Source organism: Burkholderia sp. 28_3, from assembly GCF_003253915.1.
Lineage (GTDB): Bacteria > Pseudomonadota > Gammaproteobacteria > Burkholderiales > Burkholderiaceae > Burkholderia > Burkholderia cenocepacia.
Genome location: NZ_QKZF01000027.1, coordinates 12,680 through 39,290 on the forward strand (window position 1 = coordinate 12,680; position 26,611 = coordinate 39,290).

Sequence of the window (26,611 nt, forward strand, 5' to 3'; positions counted from 1 at the left end):
ACGCGGCTTGGCGCACAGTTTTACGCGCTCCGCCGGGAAAGAAGAATGCGAAGATATCGACGTAAACATCGATTTTCATCGATGTATGGAAGGGGATGAACGTGCTGGGGAATCTGTCGACCCTCGATCTGCGGTTGATCCGCGTGTTTCTCGCGGTCACGGACGCGGGCGGCGTGTCGGCCGCGCAGGCGGTGCTGAACGTCGGCCAGTCGACGATCAGCGCGCAACTGTCGTCGCTCGAGACGCGGCTCGGCTACCGGCTCTGCGAACGCGGCCGCAGCGGCTTCCGGCTCACGCCGAAGGGCGAGCGGTTCCACGCGATGAGCCGCAAGCTGCTCGCGGCGCTCGACGAATTCGGGATGGCCGCGCGGCACATGGACCGCCAGCTGGTCGGCACGCTGAACATCGGCCTGATCGGCCATACGCCGGTGAGCCAGAATGCGCGGATCGCCGAGGCGATCGCCGCGTTCCGCACGCGCGACGAGGCCGTGCGCTTCTCGATTTCGGTGCGCGCGCCCGGCGATCTCGAGGAGAAGCTGCTGAGCGACGAGATCCAGATCGCGGTCGGCTATTTCTGGCACCGCGTGCCGTCGCTGCATTACACGCCGCTGTTCATCGAGCGTCAGGTCGCGTATTGCGGCCGCGGCCATCCGCTGTTCGACGGCGCGGGCACGCTGACGCCGGCCGACGTCGCGGGCTTCGAATGGGCGTGGCGCTCGTATCCGCTGCCCGAGGCGCAACTGTCGACGACGCCCGACCGCGTGACCGCGACCGCCGACAACATGGAGGCCGTCGCGCTGCTGATCCTGTCCGGCCACCATCTCGGCTACCTGCCGCAGCATTTCGCGGCGCCGTACGTCGCGCAGGGGCTGCTCGCGCCGCTCAATCCGGAGCAACTGCGCTACGACGTGACGTTCCACATGGTCGTCGCGCGCAACGGGCGCGGGAATCCGCTCGTGGAGGCGTTCCTCGAGGATCTCGAGCGCGCGCATCAAGCGCCGGACGTCGCATGACACCGGCGCAGCCGGCAATGTGAACGAGCGTTGCGGCCGGCCGGGCTGGCCGGCCCGGCGCGCATCACGGCACCGGCAAACCCGCGTCGTGCTTCACCTCGCGCAGCGACAGCGCGGATTCGATCGACGTCACGCCCGGCAGCATCCGCAGCGAATCGCGCAGGAACGTGCCGTAGTCGTCGAGGTCGCGCGCGACCACCTGCAGCAGGTAATCGGCCGTGCCCGCGACGTTGTGGCACGCGAGAATCCGCTCGATGCCGAGCACTTCCCGTTCGAACCGGTCGGCGACCTTGCGGTCGTGCGTCGCGAACCGCACGAGCACGAACGCGACCACGCCGAAGCCGAGCGCCTGGCGTGACAGCTGCGCACGATAGCGCTCGATGTAGCCGTCGTTTTCGAGACGTTTGAGGCGCCGGGCGCAAGGCGTCTCGGACAGGCCCACGGATTCGGCGAGCCGTGCGATCGGCAGCCGGCCGTCGCGTTGCACCGCAGCGAGGATCGCGCGGTCGGTTTTGTCGAGGTCGATCATGTTGGCGGAATCCTTGTTCTGACCGGAGGATTGTGGCGGATTCCCCCACGAATCGCCAAGCCTCGGCCAAAGATGGCCAATAATCCCTCCTCCTTCAGCGGCAACATATCGTCATTGGAGGACGGGGGCGGACCATGATTTCCACGCATTTGCTGTTGATTTATCTCGCCGCGCTGGCGGCCATTTATGCGGTGCCGGGGCCCGACATGGCGCTCGTGCTGCAGACCAGCATCGGCCGCGGCGTGCGGCCGGGGATGGCGGCGGCAGCCGGCCTGTCGCTCGCGCGCACCGCGCACGTGACGCTGTCGGCATGCGGCGTCGCGGCGCTGATCCGTAGCGCGCCGTGGCTGTACGAAGTGATCCGCTACGGCGGCGCGCTCTATCTCGCGTATGTCGCGATCCAGGTGTTCCGCTCGCCGGTGTTCGCGCTCGGCGACGGCGACGCGGCGGCGGGCGAGTTGCGGCAGTCGTTCGTGAAGGGGCTGCTGACCAACCTGCTGAACCCGAAGGCGCTGCTGTTCTGCTCGGTGCTGCTGCCGCAGTTCGTGCGGCCCGAGGCCGGGCCGGTCGTCTGGCAGATGTTCGAGCTCGGCGCGCTGCTGGTGGCGGCCGGCGTGTGCTTCGACCTCGCGTGCGTGTTCGGCGCGTCGCGCATCGCGGCGTGGATGCGTGCGCATCCGCTCGCGCAGACGGTGCAGCGCTGGACCTTTTCCGCGGCGCTGATCGGGTTCGCGCTGCGGCTGTCGATGGACTGAGCGTCGTCGCGGCATGGTCGCCGCGCGGGCCGATCGGCCCTGCGGCGCGCCGTGAGGGATCAATGCAGGCCGCGCGCAATGCCGGCCTTCGCGCGCATGCCTTGCCGCAGCAGGGCGTGCGCGCAAATCGTCTGACTGTTCTAAACTTCCTTTAACTTCGCGCGGTCGCACACGCGCTGTCGCGAACCGACTGACCGAACGGAACCGTCTTCCGCAGGCTATGTCCGATTTCCTGGCTGTTCCGTGCAACGCGGTACCAAGGAGGGTCTGAACATGGCAAGGCATCTTCAAGCCGACCGTGAGCCCCGCATCGTGGCCGAGTCCAAGTGCCTCGGCCAGTGCGATCCGGCAGAACGCATTCACGTCACGATCATGTTGCGGCGGCAGGAAGAAGGGCAACTCGATGCATTGGTTCACCAGCTCGCCACCGGCGACGCCCGCGCAAAACCGGTGTCGCGCGACGCGTTCGCGCAGCGTTTCTCCGCCAATCCCGACGACATCCGCAAGACCGAGGCGTTCGCGCGACGTCACCAGTTGACGGTCGATCGCGTCGATCCGGTCGAAAGCGTCGTCGTGCTGTCCGGCACGATCAGGCAGTTCGAAACCGCGTTCAGCGTGAAGCTCGAGCGTTTCGAGCATCGTTCGATCGGCCAGTACCGCGGCCGCTCGGGCCCGATCGCGCTGCCCGACGAGCTCGGCGATGCGGTGACGGCGGTGCTCGGCCTCGACAGTCGCCCGCAGGCGCGGCCGCACTTCCGCTTTCGTCCGCCGTTCAAGCCGGCGCGCGGCGCGGCGGCCGTCACGTTCACGCCGATCCAGCTTGCGTCGCTGTACGACTTTCCGGCCGGCGACGGCGCCGGGCAATGCATCGCGATCATCGAGCTCGGCGGCGGCTATCGCGCGGCCGACATCCAGCAGTATTTCCGCGGGCTCGGCATCACGACACCGCCCAAGCTTGTCGACGTGAACGTCGGCACCGGCCGCAATGCGCCGACCGGCGAGCCGAACGGCCCGGACGGCGAAGTCGCGCTCGACATCGAAATCGCCGGCGCGATCGCACCGGCCGCGAAGATCGCCGTCTACTTCGCGCCGAACAGCGACGCAGGCTTCATCCAGGCCGTCAACGCGGCCGTGACCGACAAGACGAACCAGCCGTCCGTGATCTCGATCAGCTGGGGCGGCCCGGAAGCGATCTGGCAGGCGCAGTCCGCACACGCGTTCAACCGCGTGCTGCAGGCGGCCGCCGCGCAGGGCATCACCGTCTGCGCGGCGTCCGGCGACAGCGGCTCGGGCGACGGGTTGCAGGATGGCGCCGATCACGTCGACTTCCCCGCGTCGAGCCCGTACGTGCTCGGCTGCGGCGGCACGCAGCTCGACGCGCTGCCCGGGCAGGGCATTCGCAGCGAGGTCACGTGGAACGACGAGGCGTCGGGCGGCGGCGCGGGTGGCGGCGGCGTCAGTGCGCTGTTCGACCTGCCGGCGTGGCAGCAGGGGCTGAACGTCGCGCGCGCCGACGGCAGCAGCACGCCGCTCGCGAAGCGCGGCGTGCCGGACGTCGCCGGCGACGCGTCGCCGCAGACGGGCTACGAAGTGTCGGTGGCCGGCACGCCCGCGGTGATGGGCGGCACGAGCGCGGTCGCGCCGCTGTGGGCCGCGCTGATCGCGCGGATCAATGCGGCGGCCGGCGCGTCGGCCGGCTGGATCAATCCGGTGCTGTACAAGCATCCGGACGCGCTGCGCGACATCACGAAAGGATCGAACGGCACCTATGCGGCCGCGTCGGGCTGGGACGCGTGCACGGGCCTCGGCAGCCCGAACGGCGCGCAGCTCGCCACGATCCTCGCGCGCAAGCCGTCGAGCTGACGCGCCGGCGCACGCCTTTCCGTTCGACGCGGGTGGTCTGCCCGCGTCTTTTTTCACCTCCAGGAGCAGCACGATGGGCATCGATTCCGCATCTTCCGGCGGCGTGTATCCGCTGCATCACGGCGACCACAATTCGCATGGCGTGCCGCCGACCATCAACCCGGTCGCGCTGAGCCACGGCCGCGACCAGCCGTTCTTCGACCCGGTCGCGTACGGCAACGGCCCGGACGATTCGGTGACCGACACGACCGAGGCGGCCGCGATCACGCACCACACGATCCTGATCGACGGGAAACGCATCGCGTACACGGCGACGGTCGGCCATCTGGTGACCGTCGATCCGAGCAGTTCGCAGCCGGCCGCGAAGATTTTCTACGTCGCGTTCACGGCCGACGGCGCGAAGGAGGAAACGCGGCCCGTGACGTTCTTCTACAACGGCGGGCCCGGTTCGTCGTCGGTGTTCGTGCTGCTCGGCTCATTCGCGCCGAAGCGCATCAAGACGTCGATGCCGGGCTTCACGCCGCCCGCGCCGTACCAGATCGAAGACAACCCGGACAGCATGATCGACCACAGCGACCTGGTGTTCATCAACCCGGTCGGCACCGGCTATTCGGCGGCCGTCGCGCCGAACAAGAACCGCGACTTCTGGGGCGTCGACCAGGATGCGAATTCGCTGAAGCAGTTCATCAAGCGCTACCTGACGAAGAACAACCGCTGGAATTCGCCGAAATACCTGTTCGGCGAATCGTACGGCACCGCGCGCAGCTGCGTGCTCGCGTACAAGCTGCACGAGGACGGCGTCGACCTGAACGGCGTCACGCTGCAATCGTCGATCCTCGACTACCGGCAGGCCGGCAACCCGGTCGGTACGCTGCCGACCGCCGCGGCCGATGCGTGGTATCACAAGAAACTCGGCATCAAGCCGCCGCCGAGCGATCTCGGCGCGTTCGTCGAGGAGGTCGCGCAGTTCGCGCGCACCGACTACCTGAGCGCGCTGCGCGCGGTGCCGCATGCGAACCCGGCCACCGTGCAGAAACTGTCGCAATACACGGGCATCGATACGGCGACGCTGCAGTCGTGGGGGCTGAATATCGCCGGCTACGACGCGCGCGGCAATTCGCTGTTCCTGACGACGCTGCTGCATGCGCAGGGGCTCGCGCTCGGTTCGTACGACGGCCGCGTGACCGGGATCTCGTCGGGTATCGCCGGCAAGATCGACCCGAATTCGGGCGGCAACGATCCGACGATGACGGCCGTGACGGGCGTCTATACGGCGATGTGGAACAGCTACCTGAACGAGCAGCTGAAGTTCACGTCGAATTCCGCGTTCACGGACCTGAACGACCAGGCGTTCCAGAACTGGGATTTCAGCCACATCGACCCGACCGGCGCGCAGCAGGGCATCGATGCGCAGGGGAACGTGATCCTCTACACGGCCGGTGACCTCGCCGCGGTGATGGCGTTGAACGTCGACCTGAAGGTGCTGTCGGCGAACGGCTTCTACGATTTCGTCACGCCGTTCTACCAGACCGTGATCGATCTGCAGCAGATGCCGCTGGAGGACCAGAAGGTGCGGCAGAACCTGTCCGCACGGTTCTATCCGTCGGGGCACATGGTGTATCTCGACGGTGGCTCGCGCACCGCGCTCAAGCGCGATCTCGCGACGATGTACGACGCGACGGTCAGCGATACGGGCGCGCGGATGCGGATTCGTGCACTGCAGGCGAAGAAGACGGGCGGGCACGCGTAGCGTTGCCCGTCCCGAGCGTGCCGCGCGCGGCCGTGACGGTGCGCGCGGCGGTATGTCGGTAGCCGGGGGCCGGCTTACGCGGCCGGCCAGTCGAACATCGTGTACGGCAGCGCGCGCTTGTGGCGCGAGCCGTCGTAGAAGCGCAGCACCGTTTCGTAGACGCGGTCGGCGACCGGCTTGCCTTCGAGGAAATCGTCGATCTCGTCGTAGGTCACGCCATACGCGTGCTCGTCCGGGCGCAGCGGGCGCAGTTCCTCGAGGTCGGCCGTCGGCACCTTCATCACGATCAGCTCCTCGCCGCCGAGCGCGCGCGCCACCCCGCGCACGCGGCGCTTGTTCAGGCCCGCGAGCGGCAGGATGTCCGCGCCGCCGTCGCCGAACTTCGTGAAGAACCCCATCAGCGATTCGGCCGCGTGATCGGTGCCGATCACGATGCCGCGCCGCGCGCCGGCCACCGCGTACTGCGCGATCATGCGCTCGCGCGCCTTGATGTTGCCGTGCACGAAATCCTGTTGCGCCGGGGTGTCGAACGCGTGGCCGGAGGCGACCAGCGAACGGAGCATCGCATCGGCGGCCGGCTTCACGTCGACCGTCAATACCTCGTCCGCGCGCACGAACGCCAGCGCGCGCTGTGCATCCTCCTCGTCGTTCTGCACGCCGTTCGGCAAGCGCATCGCGATGAAGCGCGCATCGTAGCCGTCGGCGCGCAGGCGCTCGACCGACAGTTGCGCGAGCCGGCCGGCCGTCGACGAATCGACGCCGCCGCTGATGCCGAGCACGTAGGTCCGCAGGCCGGTCGAACGAAGGTACTGCGCGAGGAAATCGATGCGGCGGTCGATTTCGGCTTCGGCGTCGAAGTGCGGGGCGACGTTCAGTTCGGCAATGATCGCGCGTTGGCGGCTGGCGTAATCGGCGGATGTCATGAAGGAAGTTCCGGAACGAAATGCAAGGCGCCCATCATAAGCGCAATCGCGGCGTGCCGCCGCGCCGGGCCGGCGATCCGGCGGTTTTGCGTTGCATCGACGAGACGCGGCGCATCGCCGTGGTGCACGGTGCGCCGGGCGGGGGCAGGATGCCGCGCGAACGGCGGCCGGGCAGGCGCCCGGGGGCGGCGTCAGCGCCGCGCGAGCACGACGCCCACCAGCGCGAGCGCGAAGCCGGCGAGCTGGATCGCGGCGAGCGTTTCGCCGAACAGCCCGTAACCCTGCAGCGCGGCCAGCGGTGGCGCGAGAAACAGCAGCGACGTCGCGCGCGCCGCATTGCCGCGCCGCAGCATCCACATCAGCATCGTGACCGCGCCGCCGGACAGGAACACGACGCCCCACACGAGCGACACCCACAGCGCCGGCGCGTCGATCCAGCGGGTTTCATGGAGCAGCAGGACGAACACGGCCGCGACGATCGCCGCGCCGAAATTCTGCGCGGCGACCGCGGTGCGCAGGTCGCTCTGCGCGAGCTTGCCTTTCTGGTACAGCGAGCCGGCGGTGATCGACCCGACCGCGAGGACCGACACGGCGACGACGAGCCACGCCGGCGCGGCGCCCGGCGGCGGTGCGACGCCGCCCGTGACCTTCGGCGCGAGCACGAGCGCGACGCCGGCCAGCCCGAGCGCCATGCCGAGCCAGCCGCGCGCGGGCAGGCGTTCGTTGAACAGCGGGACCGCGAGCACGGCGGTGGCGAGCGGCTGCAGCGCGCCAAGCAGCGCCATCACGCCCGCATTCAACCCTTGCGCGACGGCCCAGTAGCTCGCGCCGAGATAGACGCCTTGCAGCAGCGCGCCGGCGATCAGGTGGCGCGGCCATTCGCGGCGGGCCGGCCACGGCGCGCGCGCGACGAGCGCGACCACGCCGAACAACGCGGCCGTGCCCGCGAAGCGCGCGAGCAGGAACAGGTTCGGGTCGGCGTAGGGCTTGATCGCCCGGGCAACGATGAAGCCGGTGGACCAGAGCGCGACGAAGGCGGCGGCGACGATCGAGGTAAGCATGCGTGACGGGCCGCGAGGCGGCCGGACAGAACCGGAAAGTCGGCCAGTATCGGACGAAGCGGTGCCGGCGTCTTGTCGAATCCTGCACTCGTGCCACGCGATGCGTGATCGTGCCGGCGGTCAGCGCGCGCCGGATGTGTGGTGCCGTGGGGATGCGTGCCCCGCACGACGCTGCGCGGAGGGGCGCGCAGCGGCGACGATCAGTCGATCGAGAACGTGTCGAGCGGCTGGTTGGCGCGCGCGTCGGTCGCGAAGCGCGCGGCGAGCTGTTCGTAGAGCCGGCGCGCTTCGTCGAGCGTCAGGTCGATCCAGTACGGATCACCCGCCGCGTCGTTGAGGCGTTCCGGCGGAAACTGGATTTCGATCACACTGCCTTTGCGATACATGGCGCGAGCCCCTTGGTTGGTCGTTCGGCGAAGCGCAAAGTGTAGCGCCCGCCGCCGCGCGGATTCGCGCGCGCCGGACAATACTGAATTTCGCTTTCGGGAAACGCGCCGGCCGCGCTTCCCGGCGTCGTCAAATGGTCGTCAAACGTCCGTAATACAATGGCCGGCTTACCCATTACCAGTCGCCTCGGGCGCACACGCGATGCTGGCGGAACAACGTCATCAATACATCCTGTCGGAGCTCGGACGGTCGGGCGCGCTGTCGGTCGCGGAACTCGTGCGTTCGCTCGACGTGTCGCGCGAAACCGTGCGGCGCGACCTGAACGCGCTGGCCGCGCGCGGGCTGCTCGTGATGACGCACGGCGGCGCGCTGGCCGCGGATCGCCGCGAGCCGAGCCTGTCCGAGCGCGAGGCCGCGAACGCCGACGCGAAGCGCACGATCGGGCGGCGCGCGGCCGAATTCGTGCCCGACGATGCATCGGTGCTGATCGATTCGGGCAGCACGCCGCATGCGGTCGCGCTGGCGCTGGCCGACCGGCACCGGCTGTCGATCTACACGAACGACTGGCGTACCGCGTTCGTGCTCGCGCGGCGCAACGGCAACCGCGTGACGCTGCTCGGCGGCGAGCTGTCCGACGACGAGGACGCCACCTTCGGGCTCGACACGATCCACCAGCTCGCGCAATACCACGTCGATTTCGCGTTCGTCGGCGCCGGCGGCATCACGCCCGACGGCGAATGCACCGATTACTCGCGGCTCGCGGCCGAAGTGCGCAGCCGGATGATCGCGGCGGCGGGCACGGCGATCATCGTCGCCGACCATTCGAAATTCGGCCGCGTGACGCCGGTGCGGATCAACGGCGCGGCCGCCGCCCGCTATCTGGTGACCGAGCGCGCGCCCGACAAGGCCGTGCGCCGCGCGCTGACGGCGCGCGGGATCGAGCTGCTCGTGTGCGACTGACGCGCGTCCGACATACAAGGTTCATCGAACGGTCATCGCGCGGGAAGAACCGCCATCGAGACTGACTCATTCACCTCGACCGGCCGTCAGGCCAGGGAGCAACGAATGACCGTCAGCGTGCGCAGCTATCTTTCCCCCACCCTGGTCCTGCTGGCTTTCGACTGGCCCGATGCGGCGTCGCGGTCCGATTTCCTCGGCTTCGCGATCCGGCGCACGCCGGGCTTCTGGTCGGCCGACGGCAAGACGCGTGCGCCGGACAGCTGGCTGCCCAACCGCCTGACGTTCGACGGCCCGGCCGCCGACACGCAGGGCGATGCGCCGACCGATCAGGCGCCGATCCAGAAATTCATGTGGTGGGATGCACGCATCGATCCGCAGGACCGCGACGCGTCGTTCCGCTACGACGTCTATCCGGTCGTCGGCACGCCGGCGAACCTGCAGGTGCTCGACGCGCAAGCCGGCGTGTGCGACGTCGTGCTGCCCGCGCATATCGAGGACGGCATCGGCACGTGGTTCAACCGCGCGGTGGTCAGCTCGCAGGCGTTCGCGAAGCAGGTTGCTGCGCTCGGCCTCGCGCCGAACGAGGCGCCGAGCGCCGCGCAGGCGCTGAAGCTGCGCACGTGGCTCGCGAACGACATGGAGCAGGTGTTCGCGCAGATGCTCGATCCGGCGTCGCGCGCGGTGTCGGCCGTCTATCACCTGACCGACTCGCTGTGGGCGCTGCCCGCGTTCGACGCGTTCGGCCGCCGGCACGGCGCAGCGTCGCTCGCGATCGTCTACGACGCGCACACGACGGCGCGCAAGGGCAAGCCGCCGCTGCCGTCGCCGAACCAGCCGGCCGTCGATGCGCTGCAGGGCCTCGCGACGCTCGCGCCGCGCGACCGGACGCACATCATGCACGACAAGTTCATCGTGACCGATGCACCGTCGAACCCGGCGCCCGCGCGCGTGCTGACCGGTTCCGCGAACTTCACGACCGAAGGGCTGACCGAGCAGGCCAACGTGCTGCACGCGTTCGACTCGCCCGCGCTCGCCGCGCTGTACAACGAGCGCGCCCACGCGCTGGCCGGGAATCCGTCGATCGCGGAAACCGCGCGACTGTCGCCGGGCTGGTCGGCGCCGATGACGATCGGCAGCGCGCAGGTGCGCGTCGCATACTCGCCGGAGCCGGCGGGGCAGCGTACCGAGATCGATACGATCGTCGCCGCGATCGCGGCCGCGAAGCATTCGGTGTCGTTCTGCCTGTTCATGCCGACCGACGCGGCGCTGCGCGATGCGTGCTTCGCGGCCGGCGATCGCGGACTGATGATGTTCGGCCTCGTGAACCGGATCAACGCGGGCAGCGCAACGAAGGCCGACGCTGCGCAGCAGGCCGGCCAGTTGCTCGATGCGGCCACGCTCGCGAACCTCGAGCTGTACCACCGCAGCCGCGACAACCACGACGTGATCGATGCGTCGTATTTCTCGCCGGCTACCGTGCCGCAAGGTTTCGAGCCGGAGTTGCGGCTTTTCCCGGGCGAACCGGCGCCGGCCTTTCCGCCCGTGGTGATCCATCACAAGTTCATCGTGATCGATGCGGAAGGCGCGAATCCGGTCGTCTATACGGGCTCGGCGAACATGAGCCGCAATTCCGAGCAGTACAACGACGAGAACCTGCTCGAGATCCGCGACAAGCGGATCGCGGCGATCTATCTCGCGGAATTCCTGCGGCTTTACGAGCACTACCGCGCCCGCGCGCTGGCGATCCACGCGAAGCAGCAGCACGGTACGGGCGCGGGTACGCATGCGCGGCTCGCGCTTGCGCCCGATTCGAGCTGGGCGAAGAAGTATTACGTGGCGGGCAGCCCGGAACAGAAGGCGCGGATCGCGCTGGCGTCGACCGCGCCGACGGACTGATGGGCTGACACGCCGAAATGCAAAGGGCGCGAACGAGTCGCGCCCCGGCCGGCTGCTGGCGCCGCTTACGCGGCGACGTAGCGGAGCACCGCGTCGGCGATCGTGTCGCGATGGCGCGCGCGCAGGCGCGGCGCCGACGGATCGCGGCCGAACGCGGCGCCGAACGTGTAGCGGTTCGACACGCGATGGAAGCAGAACGAGCTGATCAGCAGGTGCAGGTCGAACGCGTCGATGTCCTTGCGGAACGCGCCGCTGGCCGCGCCGCGCTCGACCAGTTCCTCGAGCGTCTTGATGATGCTGACGTTGCGGTTCTTGAACGACTTGAGCTGTTCGAGATATTTCGCGCCGTGGATGTTCTCGATCGACACGAGGCGCACGAAATCGCGATGCTTGTCGTGGTAGTCGAACGTGAATTCGACGAGACGGCGCATGCCTTCGCGCGGCTCCATGTCGCCGACGTGCAGTTCCTGCTCGAGCGCACGGATGTCGCCGTACACCTTCTCCAGCACGGCCTCGTACAGGCCTTCCTTGCTATCGAAGTAGTAATAGAGCATCCGCTTCGTCGTGTTGGTGCGCTCGGCGATCGCGTCGACGCGCGCGCCGGCGAGGCCCATCGCAGAGAATTCCTGCGTGGCGACATCGAGGATGTTGCGCTTGGTTTGCTCGGGATCGTATTTACGCCGCGCATCGGACGCAAGCGCGCGGGTGTCGGACGTGGCGGCCTTGCTTCCTGCTTTCATGTGACTTTATTGTGGTTCGCGGCGGCTTGGAAAAGGCATTCTAGCATGCGGGAAATGGCCGCCCGGCCGACCTTCCGCTCTAATCGGCAAGGCCGCCGGCGCGGTGGTTTCGGCCGTCGCGGGCGCTCAGCGGCGGCAGGACGCGAGCGCGTCGCGGGCCTGGTACGCCGTATACGTGAGCTGCGCGGCGGCGAGTCCGGCCAGCCCGAACGTGCGCGTGAGCCCGAACGCGGCGAAGCCGTCCGGCACCGGCCGGCTTTCGGCCAGCGCGGCGGCGAGCGTCTCGCCGGCCACCGTGGTCGGCGCCATCCCGTGGCCGCCGAACGCGATCGCGTGCCACACGCCGTCCGCGTCGCGGCCGATCTGCGGCATCTTGTGCCGCGCGTAGCTCATCAGCCCGCCCCACGCGTAGTCGACCTTCACGCCTTCCAATTGCGGATACACGCGCAGCAGGTCGCGCCGCAGCAGGCGCGCGATCGCGTCGGGGCCGCGGTCGAGCACCGAGATCCGGCCGCCCCACAGGATCCGCGTGTCCTTCAGCGGACGGTAGTAGTCGAACGCGAAGCGCGTGTCGTAGATTGCGTACGGCGCGTCGATCGCGTCCGGCAGGCGCGCGCCGAGCGGTTCGGTCGCGATCACGTAGGTCGCGATCGGCAGCACCGCGCGCTCGATGCGCGGTGACACGCCGCGCGCGTAGCCGCCGCCGGCGAACACGACGTCCTTCGCGCGCACCGCGCCCTGCGCCGTGCGCACGACGTACCCGGCGCCGTCGCGGGCGATGTTCAGCGCGGCCGAGCGCTCGTACACGCGTGCGCCGCCGCGCGAGGCGGCCGCCGCGACGCCGAGCACGTACTTGAGCGGATGGAAGTGGAATGCGTTCGGCTCGAACAGGCCGCCGTAATAGCGCTGCGTCTTCAGCCGCTCGCGCAGCGCGCCGGTCGCGACGGGCTCCCATTCGACGCCGAGTTCGTTCTTCATCAGCGTGCGCACACCGTCGAGCCGCGACGGATCGTCGAACCAGTTCGCGAGCATCACGCCCTCGTCGACGATGTCGCAGTCGATCCCGTAGCGGGCGATCCGCGCGCGGATCAGGTCGACCGCGTCGACGGTGAGCCGGTACAGCCGGCGCCCTTCGTCGCGGCCGAGCGTGCGCAGCAGGTCGGCGTTGTCGAGGCTGTAGCCGCCGAACACGAAGCCGCCGTTGCGGCCCGACGCGCCGAAGCCGACCCGTTCGCTGTCGAGCACGACGACGTCGTGCACGCCGCGTTCGACGAGGCCGAGCGCCGTGCACAGGCCGGCGAGGCCGCCGCCGACGATGCAGACCTGCGTATCGATCGTGCCGGTCAGTTGCGGATAGGGCTGGCGGGTAACGGTGGCTTCGTAGAAGTTCTGCATGCGTTTTCGGTGATTCGTGACGGCGGAAAAGCGGACGGCGCGCGTCGATCTTGCCTGAACGCGCGCGCCGCGTCGAATGGGGTTTTCAGCGCAGCGGCCGCCGCGCAGGAGCGGCGGCCGGCGCGTGACCGGGCGTCAGGCGCCCGGCGTCGGGTTGGCCGGACGGGTGACGTAGGCCGGATAGCCGGTATCGGCCTTTTCGGTCGCTTCACGTGTCGTGTTGCGTTCGATCCACGGCGCGATTTCCATGTCCTCGTAGCGCACCAGCCGGCATTTGCGCACGAGCGCGTAGCCGAGCCAGATCGCGAGGAAGAACGGCAGGCCGATGTAGGTCGCGGCGACGCCGGTCCAGTCGATCTGGTCGGCGAGGAACGCCTGGTAGTCCTGGCCGAGCGCGACGACCGCGCACAGCGCGAACGCGAACAGTGGGCCGAACGGGAACCACTTCGACCGGTACGGCAGCTGGTCGAGCCGGTAGCCCTGCTTCAGGAAACCCTTGCGGAACCGGTAGTGGCTGATCGCGATGCCGAGCCACGTGATGAAGCCGGCCATGCCCGACGTGTTCAGCAGCCACAGGTAGACGGTCTTGTCGCCGTACAGCGACGTGAGGAAACACAGCGCGCCGACGGCGGTGGTCGCATAGAGCGCGTTGCGCGGCACGCCGCCGGGCGACAGCTTCGCGAACAGCTTCGGCGCGCGGCCTTCGACCGCGAGGTTGTAGAGCATGCGCGTCGACGCGTACATGCCCGAGTTGCCGGCCGACAGCACGGCCGTCAGGATCACCGCGTTCATCACGCCGGCCGCGAACGCGAGGCCCGCGTGGCGGAACACCAGCGTGAACGGGCTCACGCCGATGTCGGTCACGTCGCTCTTCAGCAGGCTCGGATCGGTGTACGGAATCAGCACGCCGATCACGACGATCGCGAACACGTAGAACAGCAGGATGCGCCAGAAGATCTGGCTCACCGCGCGCGGAATCGTCGTACGCGGATTTTCCGATTCGCCGGCCGCGACGCCGATCATTTCGGTGCCCTGGAACGAGAAGCCCGCGATCATCGCGACGCCGAGCATCGTCGCCCAGCCGCCGACGAACGGCGCGTCGCCGATCGTGAAGTTGCCCCAGCCGGCGCTCGGGCCGCCCTGCATGATCCCGAAGATCATCAGCAGGCCGACGCCGACGAACGCGAGCACGGTCAGCACCTTGATCAGCGCGAACCAGTATTCGGCTTCGCCGAAGCCGCGCACCGACAGTGCGTTGAGCGCGAAGATCAGCGTGAGGAACAGTGCGCTCCACCACACGCCCGGCACGTGCGGAAACCAGTAGTGCATCACGAGCTGCGCGGCGACGAGCTCCACCGCCAGCGTCACGGCCCAGCTGTACCAGTAGTTCCAGCCGAGCGCGAAGCCGAAGCCTTCGTCGACGAACTTCGCGCCATAGGTCGCGAACGAGCCCGATACCGGCATGAACGCGGCCATTTCGCCGAGGCTCGTCATCAGGAAATAGACCATCAGGCCGATCACCATGTACGCAACCATTGCGCCGCCGGGGCCGGCCTGCGAGATCGATGCGCCGGATGCGACGAACAGGCCCGTGCCGATCGAGCCGCCGATCGCGATCATCCGTAGATGGCGGGCCTGCAACGCGCGGTGAAGGGACGGCTTCGCGGGCGGCGAGCCGGACGGGCGGGACGAATCGGGGCGGGCATCTGAATGCATGGCGGGCGCTGGGCGCTGTCTCCGGGATTGTTTTTTCGGTGACGAAGCGCGACGCGTCGCCGGCTCGCGGGCCGGGCAGCGGTGATGCGATGCGAAACCGGCCCGCTGAGCCGGGCCGTGGTGCGTGTCGCCTTCGTCGGTCGTCCGGCTGCCGTGGTGGCGGCCGGCGGCGCGCCGGGTGCGTTGCACCTCGACGTCGCACCGATTGTGTGGGCCCGGTGCACCGGCGGCAAACGATATTTCCGAACAGGGTGATGCGGGATGGTCATCAACTTGGGCCGCGCAGCGATGCGTCCGGGCGGCCTGTTACGGGCTTGGGAAACGTCCCATATCGGCATCGAAACAGCCGCGGCTGGCCAGCGCACTTCTTGCGTTTTGGGAATGAAGTCGTGAGTTAATATCAATAGCGGCCCGACTTGTGGCCATCGACAATGTGTTCATGGATCGTGCCTCGCGAGGCTGGGGCGCGCCGTCCGGCCGGGCTTCCGGCGGCGGCGCAGCGCGATGCGCCGGATGGCGCACCGGCCCGCCGCGCGGCGCATCCGCTTGCACGAGGCGCTCGAACGCGCTCCAATCGAATCACGCGGGCGGCGCTGCCGCCGCATCGATCAATCTGTCCCTGAAGAGGAAGTGATGCAATTCAACGACATTCTTGCCGCGCTCGACATCGATCTCGCCCAGTGGAAAGGCAACGCGCTGACCGCGCGTTCGCCGCTCGACGGCGCGACGCTCGCGACGCTGGCCGTCGACACGCCCGCCGACGCCGAGCGCAAGATCGACGCCGCGCACGACGCGTTCCTCAAGTGGCGCACGGTGCCGGCGCCGGTGCGCGGCGAACTCGTGCGCGTGTTCGGCAACGTGCTGCGCGAGCACAAGGCCGAGCTGGGCCGCCTCGTCACGCTCGAAGCCGGCAAGATCACGTCGGAAGGCCTCGGCGAAGTGCAGGAAATGATCGACATCTGCGATTTCGCGGTCGGCCTGTCGCGCCAGCTTTACGGCCTCACGATCGCGTCCGAGCGCCCGGGCCACCGGATGATGGAAACGTGGCACCCGATCGGCGTGTGCGGCGTGATTTCGGCGTTCAACTTCCCGGTCGCGGTGTGGGCGTGGAATGCGGCGCTCGCGTTCGTGTGCGGCGATTCGGTCGTGTGGAAGCCGTCCGAGAAGACGCCGCTCACCGCGATCGCGTGCCACGTGCTGCTCCAGAAGGCGCTGCGCGAGTTCGACAAGACGCATCCGGGCGTCGCGCCGGCGGAACTGAGCCAGCTGGTGCTCGGCATGCGCGACGTCGGCGAGGTGCTGACGGCGTCGAAGAAGGTGCCGGTCGTCAGCGCGACGGGCAGCGTGCGGATGGGCCAGGAAGTCGCGAAGGTGCTGAGCCAGCGCCTCGCGCGCGGCATCCTCGAACTCGGCGGCAACAACGGGATGATCGTCGCGCCGAGCGCGGATCTCGACCTCGTCGTGCGCGCGGTCACGTTCGCGGCGGTCGGCACGGCCGGCCAGCGCTGCACGACGCTGCGCCGCCTGATCGTGCATCGCAGCCTCGTCGAGCAACTGCTGCCGCGCATCGAGAAGGCCTATGCGTCGGTGAAGGTCGGCAATCCGCTCGAGGAAGGCACGCTGGTCGGCCCGCTGGTCGATCGTGCGTCGTTCGACGCGATGCAGAAGGCGCTGGCCGATGCGCGCGAGCAGGGCGGCGAAGTGAAGGGCGGCGAGCGCGTCGACGTCGGCCACGCGGATGCGTACTACGTGCGTCCGGCCATCGTGCGGATGCCGAAGCAATCGGCGGTGGTCGAGCGCGAGACGTTCGCGCCGATCCTGTACGTGATGGTCTACGACAACTTCGACGACGCGATCGACGTGCACAACGCGGTCCCGCAAGGCCTGTCGTCGGCGATCTTCACGAACGACATGCGTGAAGCCGAGCAGTTCATGTCGGCGGCCGGCAGCGATTGCGGGATCGTCAACGTGAACATCGGCACGAGCGGCGCGGAAATCGGCGGCGCGTTCGGCGGCGAGAAGGAAACGGGCGGCGGCCGCGAGTCGGGTTCGGATGCATGGAAGGCGTATATGCGCCGGGCGACGAACACGATCAACTACAGCCGCCAGCTGCCGCTGGCGCAGGGGGTGAAGTTCGACGTATAAGTGCGGGCGCCCGGCTTGGGCGCTTCGACGTCGAATGAACAGGGCCGGTTGCCGTGGAAGCGGTAACCGGCCCTGGTCGTTTATTGCGATGCGTGCGCCGCGCCGATCGATCGTGAGCGGACCCGCTCGATGGCTCGCCTACGATTCGTGCCGCGTGGCGCCATCGTTCGCCGGCATGTTCTGCACGACCAGCATCTGCGGGCTCGACAGCGTGATCCCCGCCGCGCGCAACTGCTTGAGGATCTCGAACAGCAGATCGCTCTTCGTCGAACTCGCGATCCGCGGGCTCGACACGTAACCCGTCACGCTCAGCGTGATCCCGTCCGGCGCGAGCTGGCTGAACGTCACCGACGGCGCCGGTTTCTCGAGAATCGCCTGATGCGCGCGATACGCATCGAGCAGCAGGTCGCGCACCTGCTCGGGATCGGTGTTCAGCGGGAACGTCAGCACCAGCGTCGCGACGCCCTGCGTGCTGTTGCCCATCGTCACGTTGCGCACGTTCTGCGAGATCAGTTGCGAGTTCGGCACGATCACGGTCGAGCGGTCGCTCAGCTGGATTTCGGTCGCGCGCACGTTGATGCGGCGGATGTCGCCTTCGACGCCCGCGATGCTGACCATGTCGCCCACCTTCACCGGGCGCTCGGTCAGCAGGATCAGCCCCGACACGAAGTTCTTCACGATTTCCTGCAGGCCGAAGCCGATACCGACCGACAACGCGCTGACGATCCACGCGAGATTGTTCCATCTGACGCCGAGCAGCCCGAGCGTCATCAGGACGAGCAGCACGTAGCCGACATTGGTGAACAGCGTGATCAGCGACACGCGCATGCCCGTGTCCATGCCGAGCGCGGGCATGAACTCGCCGTCGAGCCAGCGGCGCAGCGAGCGCAGCAGGTAGAAGCCGATCGCGAAGCCGATCACGGCATTCATGATCCGGTCGGGCATGATGTTCAGACTCTGCAGCCGCTGGCTGCCGATCATCGCGACCGCGCTGTCGAGCAGGTCGCCCGGCGTCGTGCCGAAGCCGCCGGTCACCAGCGCGATCGCCGCGATCAGCATCAGCAGGCTCGTGCCGAAGCCGGACAGGACCGTGCGCGCCTGGTCGAGGTGGCGGTCTTCGAGCGCGAACAGGTGCTTGATCTGCTGGCCCGTCGACAGGCTCGACGAGAACAGGCTTTCGCTCGCGTCGCGCGTCAACTGGATCAGGATGTAGGTCGCGCACAGCACGATCTCGAACCATACGAGCTCGTACGTGATGAAGCGCGCGACCGTGATGTAACCGATCAGGAGGGCGATCAACGACGCGACGATCGCGAGCGTGACGCCGGCGTGGATCAGGCCCGCGAGCGTCGAGCGCTGCTCGGGTGCCTCGCCTGCCGCCGCGAGCGCGGCGCGCGCACGGTTCGCGCGCAACAGCGACGCGCCGACCGTCAGCGCGACGACGAGCGACACGATGCCGCGACCGAACAGCGTGACCGACAGGCTGGTGTCGACGATCCGGTTGATCGATTCGAGCGTGCCCGACACCAGCAGCAGCGCAGCCAGGATCGCGGGGAACGGCTTCATCGCGAGCGCGACCGGATCGGCGAGCGCGGGCAGTCGCCACGACGGATGTTTCGTGCAGAGCAGTGCGCGCCCGAGCCCGGCGATCAGTGCGCAGGTTGCGGCGAGCTTCGCGAACTGGTCCCACAGATCGGTCAGCGACGGCGTGAGCTCGTAATGACGCGCGACGGCGAGGTAGAGGATCTGGATCGCGATGGCCGTCGCGAGGAAGGTCGACAGCGCGGTCGACAGCGCCAGCGCACTGCGGCGCAGGCGGGTGGGCGGCAGGCGGTTCAGCGCGATCCAGGCGAGCCCGCGCTCGATGAGGCGGCGCCCGCCGAGCCATGCCGCGAACGCGGCGATCAGCAGCACCGCGGTGATGGCCCGCTGCCCCGGCACCCACGACGAGCGCAGCATGTCGAACAGTTCGTCGTCGAAATCCTGGAGCCGCTGGCGATCGTCCGGCGACAGGTGGAACAGCGGCAGCCAGAACTGCGCGCTGAAGATGCTGCCCGAACGGAACGCGAGCTGGTTCTTCAGCAGGCTGCGGTGCAGCTTCGCGAACTGCTCGGTCAGGTTCGCGAGGCTCGTCTTCTGGTCGGCGGCCTGCTTCAGCGCGGCGTCGATCTGCGTCTTGCGCGCGTCCAGCGAGGCCCGCTGCTTCGCGACGGCTGGCGTTTCCGGCGCGGCGCCCTCGGCCGGCGGCGGGCCGAGCACGTCGAGTTGCGCCTGGACCTGCGCGCGTTGCGGCGTGAGGTCGCTCTGCAGTTTCGCGACATCGGTGCTCAGTTCCTGCGCCGAATCGTCGAGCGCATCCAGCTCCTTGCTGTTGGATGCGGTGGAGGTCTGCTGCTTGATGCGGTCCAGCTCGGCCTGCATCTGCTTGAGCTGCGCGACGGCGTCGGGCAGGGAAATGGCCGGCGCGGTGGCGCCGACGCCGCTCGCGACGGGCGCGGAAGCGGCCGCCGGAAACGCCGATGCGGTCGCGATCGCCGCGAACTGCAGCAGCGCGATCAGCGCGATCCGGCGGGCGTACGTGGAGAGTCGTTGTATGGACATGGAATGCTTACGATTTGCCGACAATGCCGATTGCCGAAAGGCAGCCGGAAGCCGGTAGTTGGCCCGCTAGCATGTTACCGGGGCGCGGAACGCGTGGTTGTCCCGATTGCGTGTTGCGATTCGCGGCGATTCCCGCGGCGCGCACCAAGGTGAAGCAGCGCGGGAGGCCCGTCATCACCCGCCTGCGCGGCCTGCGCGCGAGGCCGGTGGTAGCGGAACGCCACGTGAACGCGCAGTCGGTACCCGACATACGGTTACGCAAGTTACACATTATCAGGCGCGAAAGCGGGGCATCGAATGGCTTCGGTGCCCGCACTGCGTCCGGCCTGCCGGCTTGCCCGTGCGTCGAACGGGGCTGCCGGTACAATGCAGCGGTTCGCCCGGCGGCGGTTCGGCGGTCCGCCGGACGACAACGCACAACACGACACGATCAGGAGACGCGCCCAAGATGGCCTCAACGGACAGCCTTTCCCAGGCACCTGCCCAATCCCCTTCCATCGACCCCGGCGCCATCTCGGCCCGCCTCGACCGCCTGCCGCCGACGCGCAGCGTCTGGAAGCTGGTCGTGCTGCTGAGCCTCGGCTTCTTCTTCGAACTCTACGACCTGCTCTACAGCGGCTACGTCGCGCCGGGCCTCGTGAAAAGCGGCATCCTGTCCGCGACGACGCACGGCCTGTTCGGCACCACGGGCGTCGCGAGCTTCATCGCCGCGCTGTTTTCCGGGCTCTTCATCGGCACGATCGCGTGCGGCTTCCTCGCCGACCGCTTCGGCCGCCGCGCGATCTTCACGTGGTCGCTGCTGTGGTACACGGCCGCCAATGTCGTGATGGCGTTCCAGGACACCGCGGCCGGGCTGAACTTCTGGCGCTTCGTCGTCGGTCTCGGCCTCGGCGTCGAGATGGTGACGATCGGCACGTACATCTCCGAACTCGTGCCGAAGCAGATCCGTGGCCGCGCGTTCGCGTGCGAGCAGGCGGTGGGGTTCGTCGCGGTGCCGGTGGTCGCGTTTCTCGCCTACCTGCTGGTGCCGCACGCACCGCTCGGCCTCGACGGCTGGCGCTGGGTCGTGCTGATCGGCGCGCACGGCGCGCTGTTCGTGTGGTGGATTCGCCGCGAACTGCCGGAAAGCCCGCGCTGGCTCGCGCAGCAGGGCCGCGTCGACGAGGCCGACCGCATCATGCGCGCGCTCGAGGCGAAGGTCGAAGCCGAATACGGGCGACCGCTGCCGCCGCCCGCGCCCGCCGAACCCGTGCCGCCGCGCGGCAGCTTCCGCGACATGTGGGTGCCGCCGTATCGCAGCCGCACGATCATGATGACGATCTTCAACGTGTTCCAGACGGTCGGCTTCTACGGTTTCGCGAACTGGGTGCCGACGCTGCTGATCAAGCAGGGCATCACGATCACGTCGAGCCTGATGTATTCGAGCGTGATCGCACTCGCCGCGCCGATCGGTCCGCTGATCGGCCTCGTGATCGCCGACCGCTTCGAGCGCAAGTCGGTGATCGTCGCGATGGCGGCGGCGATCGTCGTCTGCGGGCTGCTGTTCAGCCAGACGACGGCGGGCGCGTTCCTGATCGTGCTCGGCATCGGCCTCACGCTCGCGAGCAACATCATGTCGTACAGTTTCCACGCGTACCAGGCCGAGCTGTTCCCGACGTCGATCCGCGCGCGGGCCGTCGGCTTCGTCTATTCGTGGAGCCGCTTCTCGGCGATCTTCTCGTCGTTCGTGATCGCGGCCGTGCTGCGCGGCTTCGGCACGTTCGGCGTGTTCGCGTTCATCGCGGGCGCGATGGTGATCGTGATGGCCGCGATCGGGCTGATGGGGCCGCGCACGAAGGGCATCGCGCTCGAAACCATCTCCAAGTGATCGGCGGGTGCGCACGCATGTCGCACGGTTCGTTGCGGCATGCGTGCGATGCGGTCCGGGGTTTCCGCTTCCGGGCCTGCCCCTCGCCAAAATGCTTTGTCGTGCGAATCAACCGGGAGACGCGCTCGAACCGGATCCATCGCGCCAGCACTCGGCCGCGTGCCGAAAGCATCGAACACGCAAGCGTGCCACGCCACGAATACGCACGCGGCAACGAGTTGAAACAAAGCGTGACGAAGCGCAATTCCCCGTAAAAGCGTGCTTCCGGCCGCGGCCGATTCGCGCATGGACGAGTAAAATAGGGGGCCTGACGACTCATTAGCCGCCATCGGAGTGCCCGCGTTGCATCAGCGAATGGCTCCGCCGTGAAGAGGCGTCGGCGCCGGGCGCACGCGATGTGCCGGGCGTGTCGATGGCTTGCGCGGAAGATGCGCCGCTCGCAGCAGCACCATGCGGCGGCCGGATCGGCCGATGGCTTCGAACATATGATTCTTGCCCACTTGACGCGGCGCTTCGCGCAGCCGCGTTGCCTCAACCGCGCAGTCGCCGCATCCGTGTGGCTTGCTGCCGCGGTGTCGATTTCCGCTGTCGCACAACGACCTGCCTTTGCCGCGTCCGGCGCTCCGTCGTCTGCTGTGCAATCCTCATCCGTCGCGTCGCCTGCTTCGGCGGCCTCCCGTCCGCATCCGGCTTCGTCCGCGCATGCGGCGTCGGACGCATCGGCCGCAGCGCCGACATCCGCCGCGTCACATGCGAATCGCGCGGAATCCGCAAGCACGGCATCCGGTGCGTCGGCCGCTTCCGCGGCATCGGCGGCATCGGCCGGCGCACCTGCATCGGCCGCCTCCGGCACGCCCGCCAGCGAGGCCGAACCGCCTCCGCCCACGCCGCCGCGTCGGCATCCGCCGCTGTCGGCCGAGGACGCGCAAAACGCGACGACACGCGCGCTCGACATGCGCAAGCGTTTCATGCAGGAAGTCACGCGCCGCCTGAACGTGCCCGCGAGCGAGCAGCGCGCGTACGGCGACCGCCTCCAGAAAGCGCTCGCCGATGCGGATCTCGGCGATCTCGCCGGCGAATACGTCGCGATGGTGGACCGCGCGCCGAACGTGCAGGCGCTGTTCATCTACTTCCGCGCGACACCGGCCAATGCGTGGCTGATGATCGGCGCATCGCCGGTCGGCACCGGGTTGCCGGGCCAGTACGACCATTTCCTGACGCCGCTCGGCGTGTTCCATCACTCGCCCGACACGATGGATTTCCGCGCGGAAGGCACGACGAACGAGAACGGCATTCGCGGCTACGGTCACCGCGACATGCGCATCTACGATTTCGGCTGGGTGGACGGCGAGCGCGGCTGGGGCAAGGGCGGCGTGTCGCCGATGCGCTTCCAGATGCATGCGACCGACCCCGACCGGCTCGAAGCGCTGCTCGGCATCCGGCACTCGAAGGGCTGCGTGCGGATTCCCGCGTCGCTGAACACGTTCCTCGACCGGCACGGGCTGCTCGACGACGACTACCAGGCTCGCGTCGAGGCCGGCAAGTCGCTGTGGGTGCTGCGTCGCGATCGCGACATCACGCCGATCGCGGGCCGCTACCTGGTCGTGATCGACAGCGCCCGCAAGACCCGCCCGGCGTGGTCGCCGCTGCCGGGGCGCGGCGCATGGTCGAAGCTGCCGAAGGGCGGTGATACGGCGGACTGAGCGCCGCTTCGCCGGGCGCGGGCGGTGCGAGGATGAGAATAAATCCGTTTTATTGAGATATAAGGAAAGCAAACTTTTATTATCCGATCCGGGTTCGTATAGTCGAGTCCAGTTTCGCGGAACCCTGCCGCGCCTGGACCACCACCGACCACACGACCCGCATGAAAACTCTCTACAAGCTCGCTCCGCTCGCGATGCTCGGCGCCTTCGCGACCCATGCCTGTGCGCAAAGCAGCATCACGCTGTACGGTCTGATCTCGGCCGGTGTCGGGTTCGCGACGAACCAGGGTGGCAAGAATGCATGGCAGGCGCTGTCCGGCACGAACCAGAACCCGCGCTGGGGGCTGAAGGGCAAGGAGGATCTCGGGCAGGGGCTGTCCGCGGTGTTCCAACTCGAGAACGGCTTCAACGTGATGACGGGCACGGCCGCGCAGAACGGCCGCGAGTTCGGGCGCATGGCGTACGTCGGCCTGGCCGACCGCACCTACGGCTCGCTGACGTTCGGTCGCCAGTACGACGCGATCCACGACTACATCGGGCCCGTGATCATCGCGAGCAACGGCGTGAACATCGGCGACAACGACAACGGCTACAACGACATCCGCGTGCAGCACTCGGTGAAGTACGTGAGCCCCGTCTACTACGGGCTGAAGTTCACCGCGCTGTACGGCTTCAGCAATGCGACCGGTTTCGCGAACAACAGCGCGTACAGCTTCGGGCTCGGCTATGAGCGTGGCCCGCTGCGCTGGAGCGCGGTCTATGCGCAGTACAACCATCCTTACAGCGCGACGAACCAGGACGGCGCGATCGCGAACGACTACGCGTCGCCGCTGCTGATCTTCAGCAAGAGCGCGATGACGCCGGCCGCGTATGCGAGCCGGCAGCGGATCGCGGGCACGGGCGGCTTCTACACGATCGGCCGCGCGCAGTTCGCCGCGATGTTTACCGACGTGCGCTACGATTACCTCGACAATTCGCATCTGCACCTGCAGAACCTGGGCGTGAACGTCGTCTACACGATGACGCCGCAGCTCTTTCTTGGCGCGGCGTATGCATTCACGAACGGCAAGTACGACGTGATCGACAAGCGTCCGAAATGGCATCAGGTGAACCTGCAGGCCGATTACTTCCTGTCCAAACGCACCGACGTCGCGCTGACGGTGATCGCGCAGCAGGCGGCCGGCGACGCGGATCATGCGCAGATCTTCGCGTATGCGCGTTCGACCGGCACGCGCCAGATGATGGCGACGCTCGGCGTCCGGCACGTCTTCTGAGCACCGACCATGACCCATCCGATCGCATCCCGCCGCACCTTCCTGAAACTGTCGGCCGCGCTGGCCGGCACCGCGCTGCTGCCCGAAACGGGCGCGTTCGCGGCCGGCGGCGACGCCGCGCGCCGCACGGTGATCATCGATACCGATCCGGGGCAGGACGACGCCATCGCGATCCTGTTCGCGCTCGGCGCGCAGGACCGGCTCGACGTGCGCGCGCTGACGGCCGTGGCGGGCAACGTGCCGCTCGACCTCACCGAACGCAATGCGCGGATCATCCGCGACTGGGCCGGCCGCACGAAGACGCTGCCGGTGTACGCGGGCTGCCCGCGCCCGCTCGTGCGCGACCTCGTGACGGCCGCGAACGTGCATGGCAAGACGGGGCTCGAAGGCGTCGAACTGCACGCGCCGCGCGCGCCGCTCGCCGCCGGTCACGCGGTGTCGTACCTCGTCGATACGCTGAGCCGCGCGGCGCCGAACAGCGTGACGCTGTGCGCGCTCGGCCCGCTGACCAACATCGCGACCGCGCTGGTCGAGGCGCGGCAGGTTCGCGCCGCGTTGCGCGACATCGTGCTGATGGGCGGCGCGTTCTTCGAGCGCGGCAACATCACGCCGGCCGCCGAGTTCAACATCTACGTCGATCCGCAGGCGGCCGACGTCGTGTTCGGCAGCGGCGTGCCGATCGTCGTGCTGCCGCGCGACGTCGCGGTGAAGGCGCCGATCACGCCGGCGCGGGTCGCGCCGTTCCGCGCGCTCGGCAACCGCTGCGGCGCGATCGTCGCGGACATCATGGAAGCGGAACTCGCCTACAACAAGAAGCGGCGCGGGATCGACGACGCGCCGATGTACGACCCGACGGCCGTCGGCTATCTCGTCGACCCGACGCTGTTCGGCGGACGCAAGGTGAACGTGGTGGTCGAGACGACCGGGCAGTGGACGCTCGGCGAGACGATCGTCGACTGGAACGGGCGCAGCGGCCGTGCGGCGAACGCGACGTGGATCAACGAGGTCGACGCGGACCGCTTCTACGCGACGCTCGTCGAGCGCATCGCGAAGCTGCCCTGAACGCGCGCGGCAAATGCGGCAAGCGCGGCGGACGCGGCATCAGATGTGCTTCGCAATCCACTCGCGGCACGCGCGCACGTGCGGGCCGCGATCGTCGGCGGCGAGCGAGATCAGCGAGATCGCACGTGTGACGCGCGGTTTGTCGACACGCAGCGCGACGAGCTCGGGATCGTGCAGATGCATCGTGTAGAGGCTCGGCAGCACGGCGGTCGCGAGACCGTTGCGCGCGAGCGCGTAGAGCGGCTCGGTGTATTCCATCCGGTACGTGACGTTCAGGCGCAGCTTCCCGGCGCCGCCGGTGCGATGCAGCGATTCGCTGACGCTGCCGCGCACGAACACCGCGAGTTCGCGATCGACGAGCTTCGCCCACGTGACGCTCTTCGCGCGGGCGAGCGGATCGTCGTGCCGCACGACGATCACGATCTCGTCCTCGAACAGTTGCTGGTAGCGCAGCGTGCCGTCGTCGCTATCGGGTTCGCGCACGCCGATGCCGAGATCCGCGACGCCGTCGCGCACCGCTTCGACGAGCGCGCTGTTCGGCAAATCGGTCAGCGTGAAGCGCAGCGTCGGGTGCGTGCCGCGCAGTGCGTTGAGCGCGGGCAGCAGGCGGCCCGCGACCGACGGAATGAACGCGATGCGCACGGTCTGGATGCGTTCGCCGATGAGCCGCGTCATGTCGTCGAAGGTGCCGCGCGCCTGGTTGAGCAGGCGTTCGGCGAGCGGCAGCACGGCTTCGCCCGCGGTGGTGAGCGTGAGGCGATGCGCGGTGCGCGCGAACAGGCGGCCGCCGAGCAGGAATTCGATCTGGCGGATCGACGCGGTGAGCGCGGGCTGCGTGAGCGACAGCGCCTGCGCGGCCTGCGTGAAGCTGCGTGCGTGCGCAAGGACTACGAAGTGCTGGACTTGCCGCAGCGTGAGCGCGGGCAGCAGCGACGAGCGGTCGGACATCGGGCAATGACGGTCGGGGAAGC

20 protein-coding genes are annotated in these 26,611 nt (G+C 68.4%); 11 read left to right on the top strand and 9 right to left on the bottom strand.

Annotated features, from left to right (window positions below):
* The first annotated feature begins 101 nt into the window (after window positions 1-101).
* Complete coding sequence (locus tag DFS13_RS34445; protein WP_034203465.1) at window positions 102-1,013, top strand: LysR family transcriptional regulator; 912 nt, start codon at window positions 102-104, stop codon at window positions 1,011-1,013.
* 64 nt (window positions 1,014-1,077) lie between these two features.
* On the opposite strand, the gene DFS13_RS34450 is transcribed toward DFS13_RS34445, so the two are convergent.
* Window positions 1,078-1,542 (bottom strand): Lrp/AsnC family transcriptional regulator, encoded by a 465-nt coding sequence (locus tag DFS13_RS34450; RefSeq protein WP_006488501.1) that lies wholly within the window; start codon window positions 1,540-1,542, stop codon window positions 1,078-1,080.
* A gap of 134 nt (window positions 1,543-1,676) precedes the next feature.
* On the opposite strand from DFS13_RS34450, the gene DFS13_RS34455 reads away from it, so the two are divergent.
* From DFS13_RS34455 to DFS13_RS34465, 3 genes are all read left to right on the top strand, one after another.
* A complete protein-coding gene (locus tag DFS13_RS34455) occupies window positions 1,677-2,297 on the top strand; it encodes a LysE family translocator (RefSeq protein WP_006488495.1) in 621 nt (206 codons plus the stop codon).
* 273 nt (window positions 2,298-2,570) lie between these two features.
* A complete protein-coding gene (locus DFS13_RS34460; protein WP_111442710.1) occupies window positions 2,571-4,160 on the top strand; it encodes a protease pro-enzyme activation domain-containing protein in 1,590 nt (529 codons plus the stop codon).
* Between the two features lie 73 nt (window positions 4,161-4,233).
* Complete coding sequence (locus DFS13_RS34465) at window positions 4,234-5,910, top strand: S10 family peptidase (protein WP_006483848.1); 1,677 nt, start codon at window positions 4,234-4,236, stop codon at window positions 5,908-5,910.
* A 74-nt stretch (window positions 5,911-5,984) separates the two neighbouring features.
* On the opposite strand, the gene nadE is transcribed toward DFS13_RS34465, so the two are convergent.
* From nadE to DFS13_RS34480, 3 genes are all read right to left on the bottom strand, one after another.
* Window positions 5,985-6,833, bottom strand: coding sequence for an ammonia-dependent NAD(+) synthetase (gene nadE / locus DFS13_RS34470; protein WP_006483847.1), 849 nt, complete (start codon window positions 6,831-6,833; stop codon window positions 5,985-5,987).
* 191 nt (window positions 6,834-7,024) lie between these two features.
* Entirely contained in the window at window positions 7,025-7,894 is an 870-nt protein-coding gene (locus DFS13_RS34475) for a DMT family transporter (protein WP_111442711.1), read from the bottom strand.
* 200 nt (window positions 7,895-8,094) lie between these two features.
* Window positions 8,095-8,280: a hypothetical protein gene (locus tag DFS13_RS34480; protein WP_006480515.1), complete on the bottom strand. Its 186-nt coding sequence runs from the start codon at window positions 8,278-8,280 to the stop codon at window positions 8,095-8,097.
* Between the two features lie 202 nt (window positions 8,281-8,482).
* Here DFS13_RS34480 and DFS13_RS34485 point away from each other — a divergent pair, with 202 nt between their 5' ends.
* Both DFS13_RS34485 and DFS13_RS34490 read left to right on the top strand, forming a co-directional pair.
* Window positions 8,483-9,241 (top strand): DeoR/GlpR family DNA-binding transcription regulator, encoded by a 759-nt coding sequence (locus DFS13_RS34485; protein ID WP_006491117.1) that lies wholly within the window; start codon window positions 8,483-8,485, stop codon window positions 9,239-9,241.
* A gap of 105 nt (window positions 9,242-9,346) precedes the next feature.
* Entirely contained in the window at window positions 9,347-11,137 is a 1,791-nt protein-coding gene (locus tag DFS13_RS34490) for a phospholipase D-like domain-containing protein (protein ID WP_111442712.1), read from the top strand.
* 65 nt (window positions 11,138-11,202) lie between these two features.
* On the opposite strand, the gene DFS13_RS34495 is transcribed toward DFS13_RS34490, so the two are convergent.
* From DFS13_RS34495 to DFS13_RS34505, 3 genes are all read right to left on the bottom strand, one after another.
* The gene (locus tag DFS13_RS34495) at window positions 11,203-11,877 is read right to left on the bottom strand and encodes a TetR family transcriptional regulator (protein WP_006491110.1); all 675 of its coding nucleotides are present in this window, start codon (window positions 11,875-11,877) and stop codon (window positions 11,203-11,205) included.
* Window positions 11,878-12,003: 126 nt separating this feature from the next.
* Window positions 12,004-13,272: an FAD-binding oxidoreductase gene (locus tag DFS13_RS34500; protein WP_006491119.1), complete on the bottom strand. Its 1,269-nt coding sequence runs from the start codon at window positions 13,270-13,272 to the stop codon at window positions 12,004-12,006.
* Between the two features lie 135 nt (window positions 13,273-13,407).
* Complete coding sequence (locus tag DFS13_RS34505; RefSeq protein WP_059720893.1) at window positions 13,408-14,988, bottom strand: amino acid permease; 1,581 nt, start codon at window positions 14,986-14,988, stop codon at window positions 13,408-13,410.
* A 633-nt stretch (window positions 14,989-15,621) separates the two neighbouring features.
* Here DFS13_RS34505 and DFS13_RS34510 point away from each other — a divergent pair.
* Window positions 15,622-17,133, top strand: a complete 1,512-nt coding sequence (locus DFS13_RS34510) for an aldehyde dehydrogenase family protein (RefSeq protein WP_034175147.1) — start codon at window positions 15,622-15,624, stop codon at window positions 17,131-17,133.
* Window positions 17,134-17,271: 138 nt separating this feature from the next.
* On the opposite strand, the gene DFS13_RS34515 is transcribed toward DFS13_RS34510, so the two are convergent.
* On the bottom strand, window positions 17,272-19,734 hold the full coding sequence (locus DFS13_RS34515; RefSeq protein WP_006491122.1) for a DUF3772 domain-containing protein: 2,463 nt from the start codon (window positions 19,732-19,734) through the stop codon (window positions 17,272-17,274).
* Window positions 19,735-20,182: 448 nt separating this feature from the next.
* On the opposite strand from DFS13_RS34515, the gene DFS13_RS34520 reads away from it, so the two are divergent.
* The 4 genes from DFS13_RS34520 to DFS13_RS34535 all read left to right on the top strand — a co-directional run bounded on the left by DFS13_RS34520 (window position 20,183) and on the right by DFS13_RS34535 (window position 25,640).
* Window positions 20,183-21,601 carry an MFS transporter gene (locus DFS13_RS34520; RefSeq protein WP_111442713.1) on the top strand — a complete coding sequence of 473 codons (1,419 nt, stop codon included), beginning with the start codon at window positions 20,183-20,185 and terminating at the stop codon, window positions 21,599-21,601.
* Window positions 21,602-21,996: 395 nt separating this feature from the next.
* Window positions 21,997-23,304 (top strand): hypothetical protein, encoded by a 1,308-nt coding sequence (locus tag DFS13_RS34525; protein WP_111442714.1) that lies wholly within the window; start codon window positions 21,997-21,999, stop codon window positions 23,302-23,304.
* Window positions 23,305-23,465: 161 nt separating this feature from the next.
* Complete coding sequence (locus DFS13_RS34530) at window positions 23,466-24,578, top strand: porin (RefSeq protein WP_006491111.1); 1,113 nt, start codon at window positions 23,466-23,468, stop codon at window positions 24,576-24,578.
* A 9-nt stretch (window positions 24,579-24,587) separates the two neighbouring features.
* Entirely contained in the window at window positions 24,588-25,640 is a 1,053-nt protein-coding gene (locus tag DFS13_RS34535) for a nucleoside hydrolase (RefSeq protein WP_111442715.1), read from the top strand.
* Window positions 25,641-25,679: 39 nt separating this feature from the next.
* On the opposite strand, the gene DFS13_RS34540 is transcribed toward DFS13_RS34535, so the two are convergent.
* Entirely contained in the window at window positions 25,680-26,588 is a 909-nt protein-coding gene (locus DFS13_RS34540; RefSeq protein ID WP_006495136.1) for a LysR family transcriptional regulator, read from the bottom strand.
* Between the last annotated feature and the right edge of the window lie 23 nt (window positions 26,589-26,611).

Bases quoted from the DNA above. Each gene is read 5' to 3' on its own strand.
- DFS13_RS34525 (WP_111442714.1), top strand. From the start codon at position 21,997: ATGTGCCGGGCGTGTCGATGGCTTGCGCGGAAGATGCGCCGCTCGCAG.
- DFS13_RS34530 (WP_006491111.1), top strand. From the start codon at position 23,466: ATGAAAACTCTCTACAAGCTCGCTCCGCTCGCGATGCTCGGCGCCTTC.
- DFS13_RS34450 (WP_006488501.1), bottom strand. From the start codon at position 1,542: ATGATCGACCTCGACAAAACCGACCGCGCGATCCTCGCTGCGGTGCAA.
- DFS13_RS34500 (WP_006491119.1), bottom strand. From the start codon at position 13,272: ATGCAGAACTTCTACGAAGCCACCGTTACCCGCCAGCCCTATCCGCAA.
- DFS13_RS34515 (WP_006491122.1), bottom strand. From the start codon at position 19,734: ATGTCCATACAACGACTCTCCACGTACGCCCGCCGGATCGCGCTGATC.
- DFS13_RS34455 (WP_006488495.1), top strand. From the start codon at position 1,677: ATGATTTCCACGCATTTGCTGTTGATTTATCTCGCCGCGCTGGCGGCC.
- DFS13_RS34510 (WP_034175147.1), top strand. From the start codon at position 15,622: ATGCAATTCAACGACATTCTTGCCGCGCTCGACATCGATCTCGCCCAG.
- DFS13_RS34520 (WP_111442713.1), top strand. From the start codon at position 20,183: ATGGCCTCAACGGACAGCCTTTCCCAGGCACCTGCCCAATCCCCTTCC.
- DFS13_RS34465 (WP_006483848.1), top strand. From the start codon at position 4,234: ATGGGCATCGATTCCGCATCTTCCGGCGGCGTGTATCCGCTGCATCAC.
- DFS13_RS34490 (WP_111442712.1), top strand. From the start codon at position 9,347: ATGACCGTCAGCGTGCGCAGCTATCTTTCCCCCACCCTGGTCCTGCTG.
- nadE (WP_006483847.1), bottom strand. From the start codon at position 6,833: ATGACATCCGCCGATTACGCCAGCCGCCAACGCGCGATCATTGCCGAA.
- DFS13_RS34495 (WP_006491110.1), bottom strand. From the start codon at position 11,877: ATGAAAGCAGGAAGCAAGGCCGCCACGTCCGACACCCGCGCGCTTGCG.
- DFS13_RS34460 (WP_111442710.1), top strand. From the start codon at position 2,571: ATGGCAAGGCATCTTCAAGCCGACCGTGAGCCCCGCATCGTGGCCGAG.
- DFS13_RS34505 (WP_059720893.1), bottom strand. From the start codon at position 14,988: ATGCATTCAGATGCCCGCCCCGATTCGTCCCGCCCGTCCGGCTCGCCG.
- DFS13_RS34535 (WP_111442715.1), top strand. From the start codon at position 24,588: ATGACCCATCCGATCGCATCCCGCCGCACCTTCCTGAAACTGTCGGCC.
- DFS13_RS34485 (WP_006491117.1), top strand. From the start codon at position 8,483: ATGCTGGCGGAACAACGTCATCAATACATCCTGTCGGAGCTCGGACGG.
- DFS13_RS34540 (WP_006495136.1), bottom strand. From the start codon at position 26,588: ATGTCCGACCGCTCGTCGCTGCTGCCCGCGCTCACGCTGCGGCAAGTC.
- DFS13_RS34475 (WP_111442711.1), bottom strand. From the start codon at position 7,894: ATGCTTACCTCGATCGTCGCCGCCGCCTTCGTCGCGCTCTGGTCCACC.
- DFS13_RS34480 (WP_006480515.1), bottom strand. From the start codon at position 8,280: ATGTATCGCAAAGGCAGTGTGATCGAAATCCAGTTTCCGCCGGAACGC.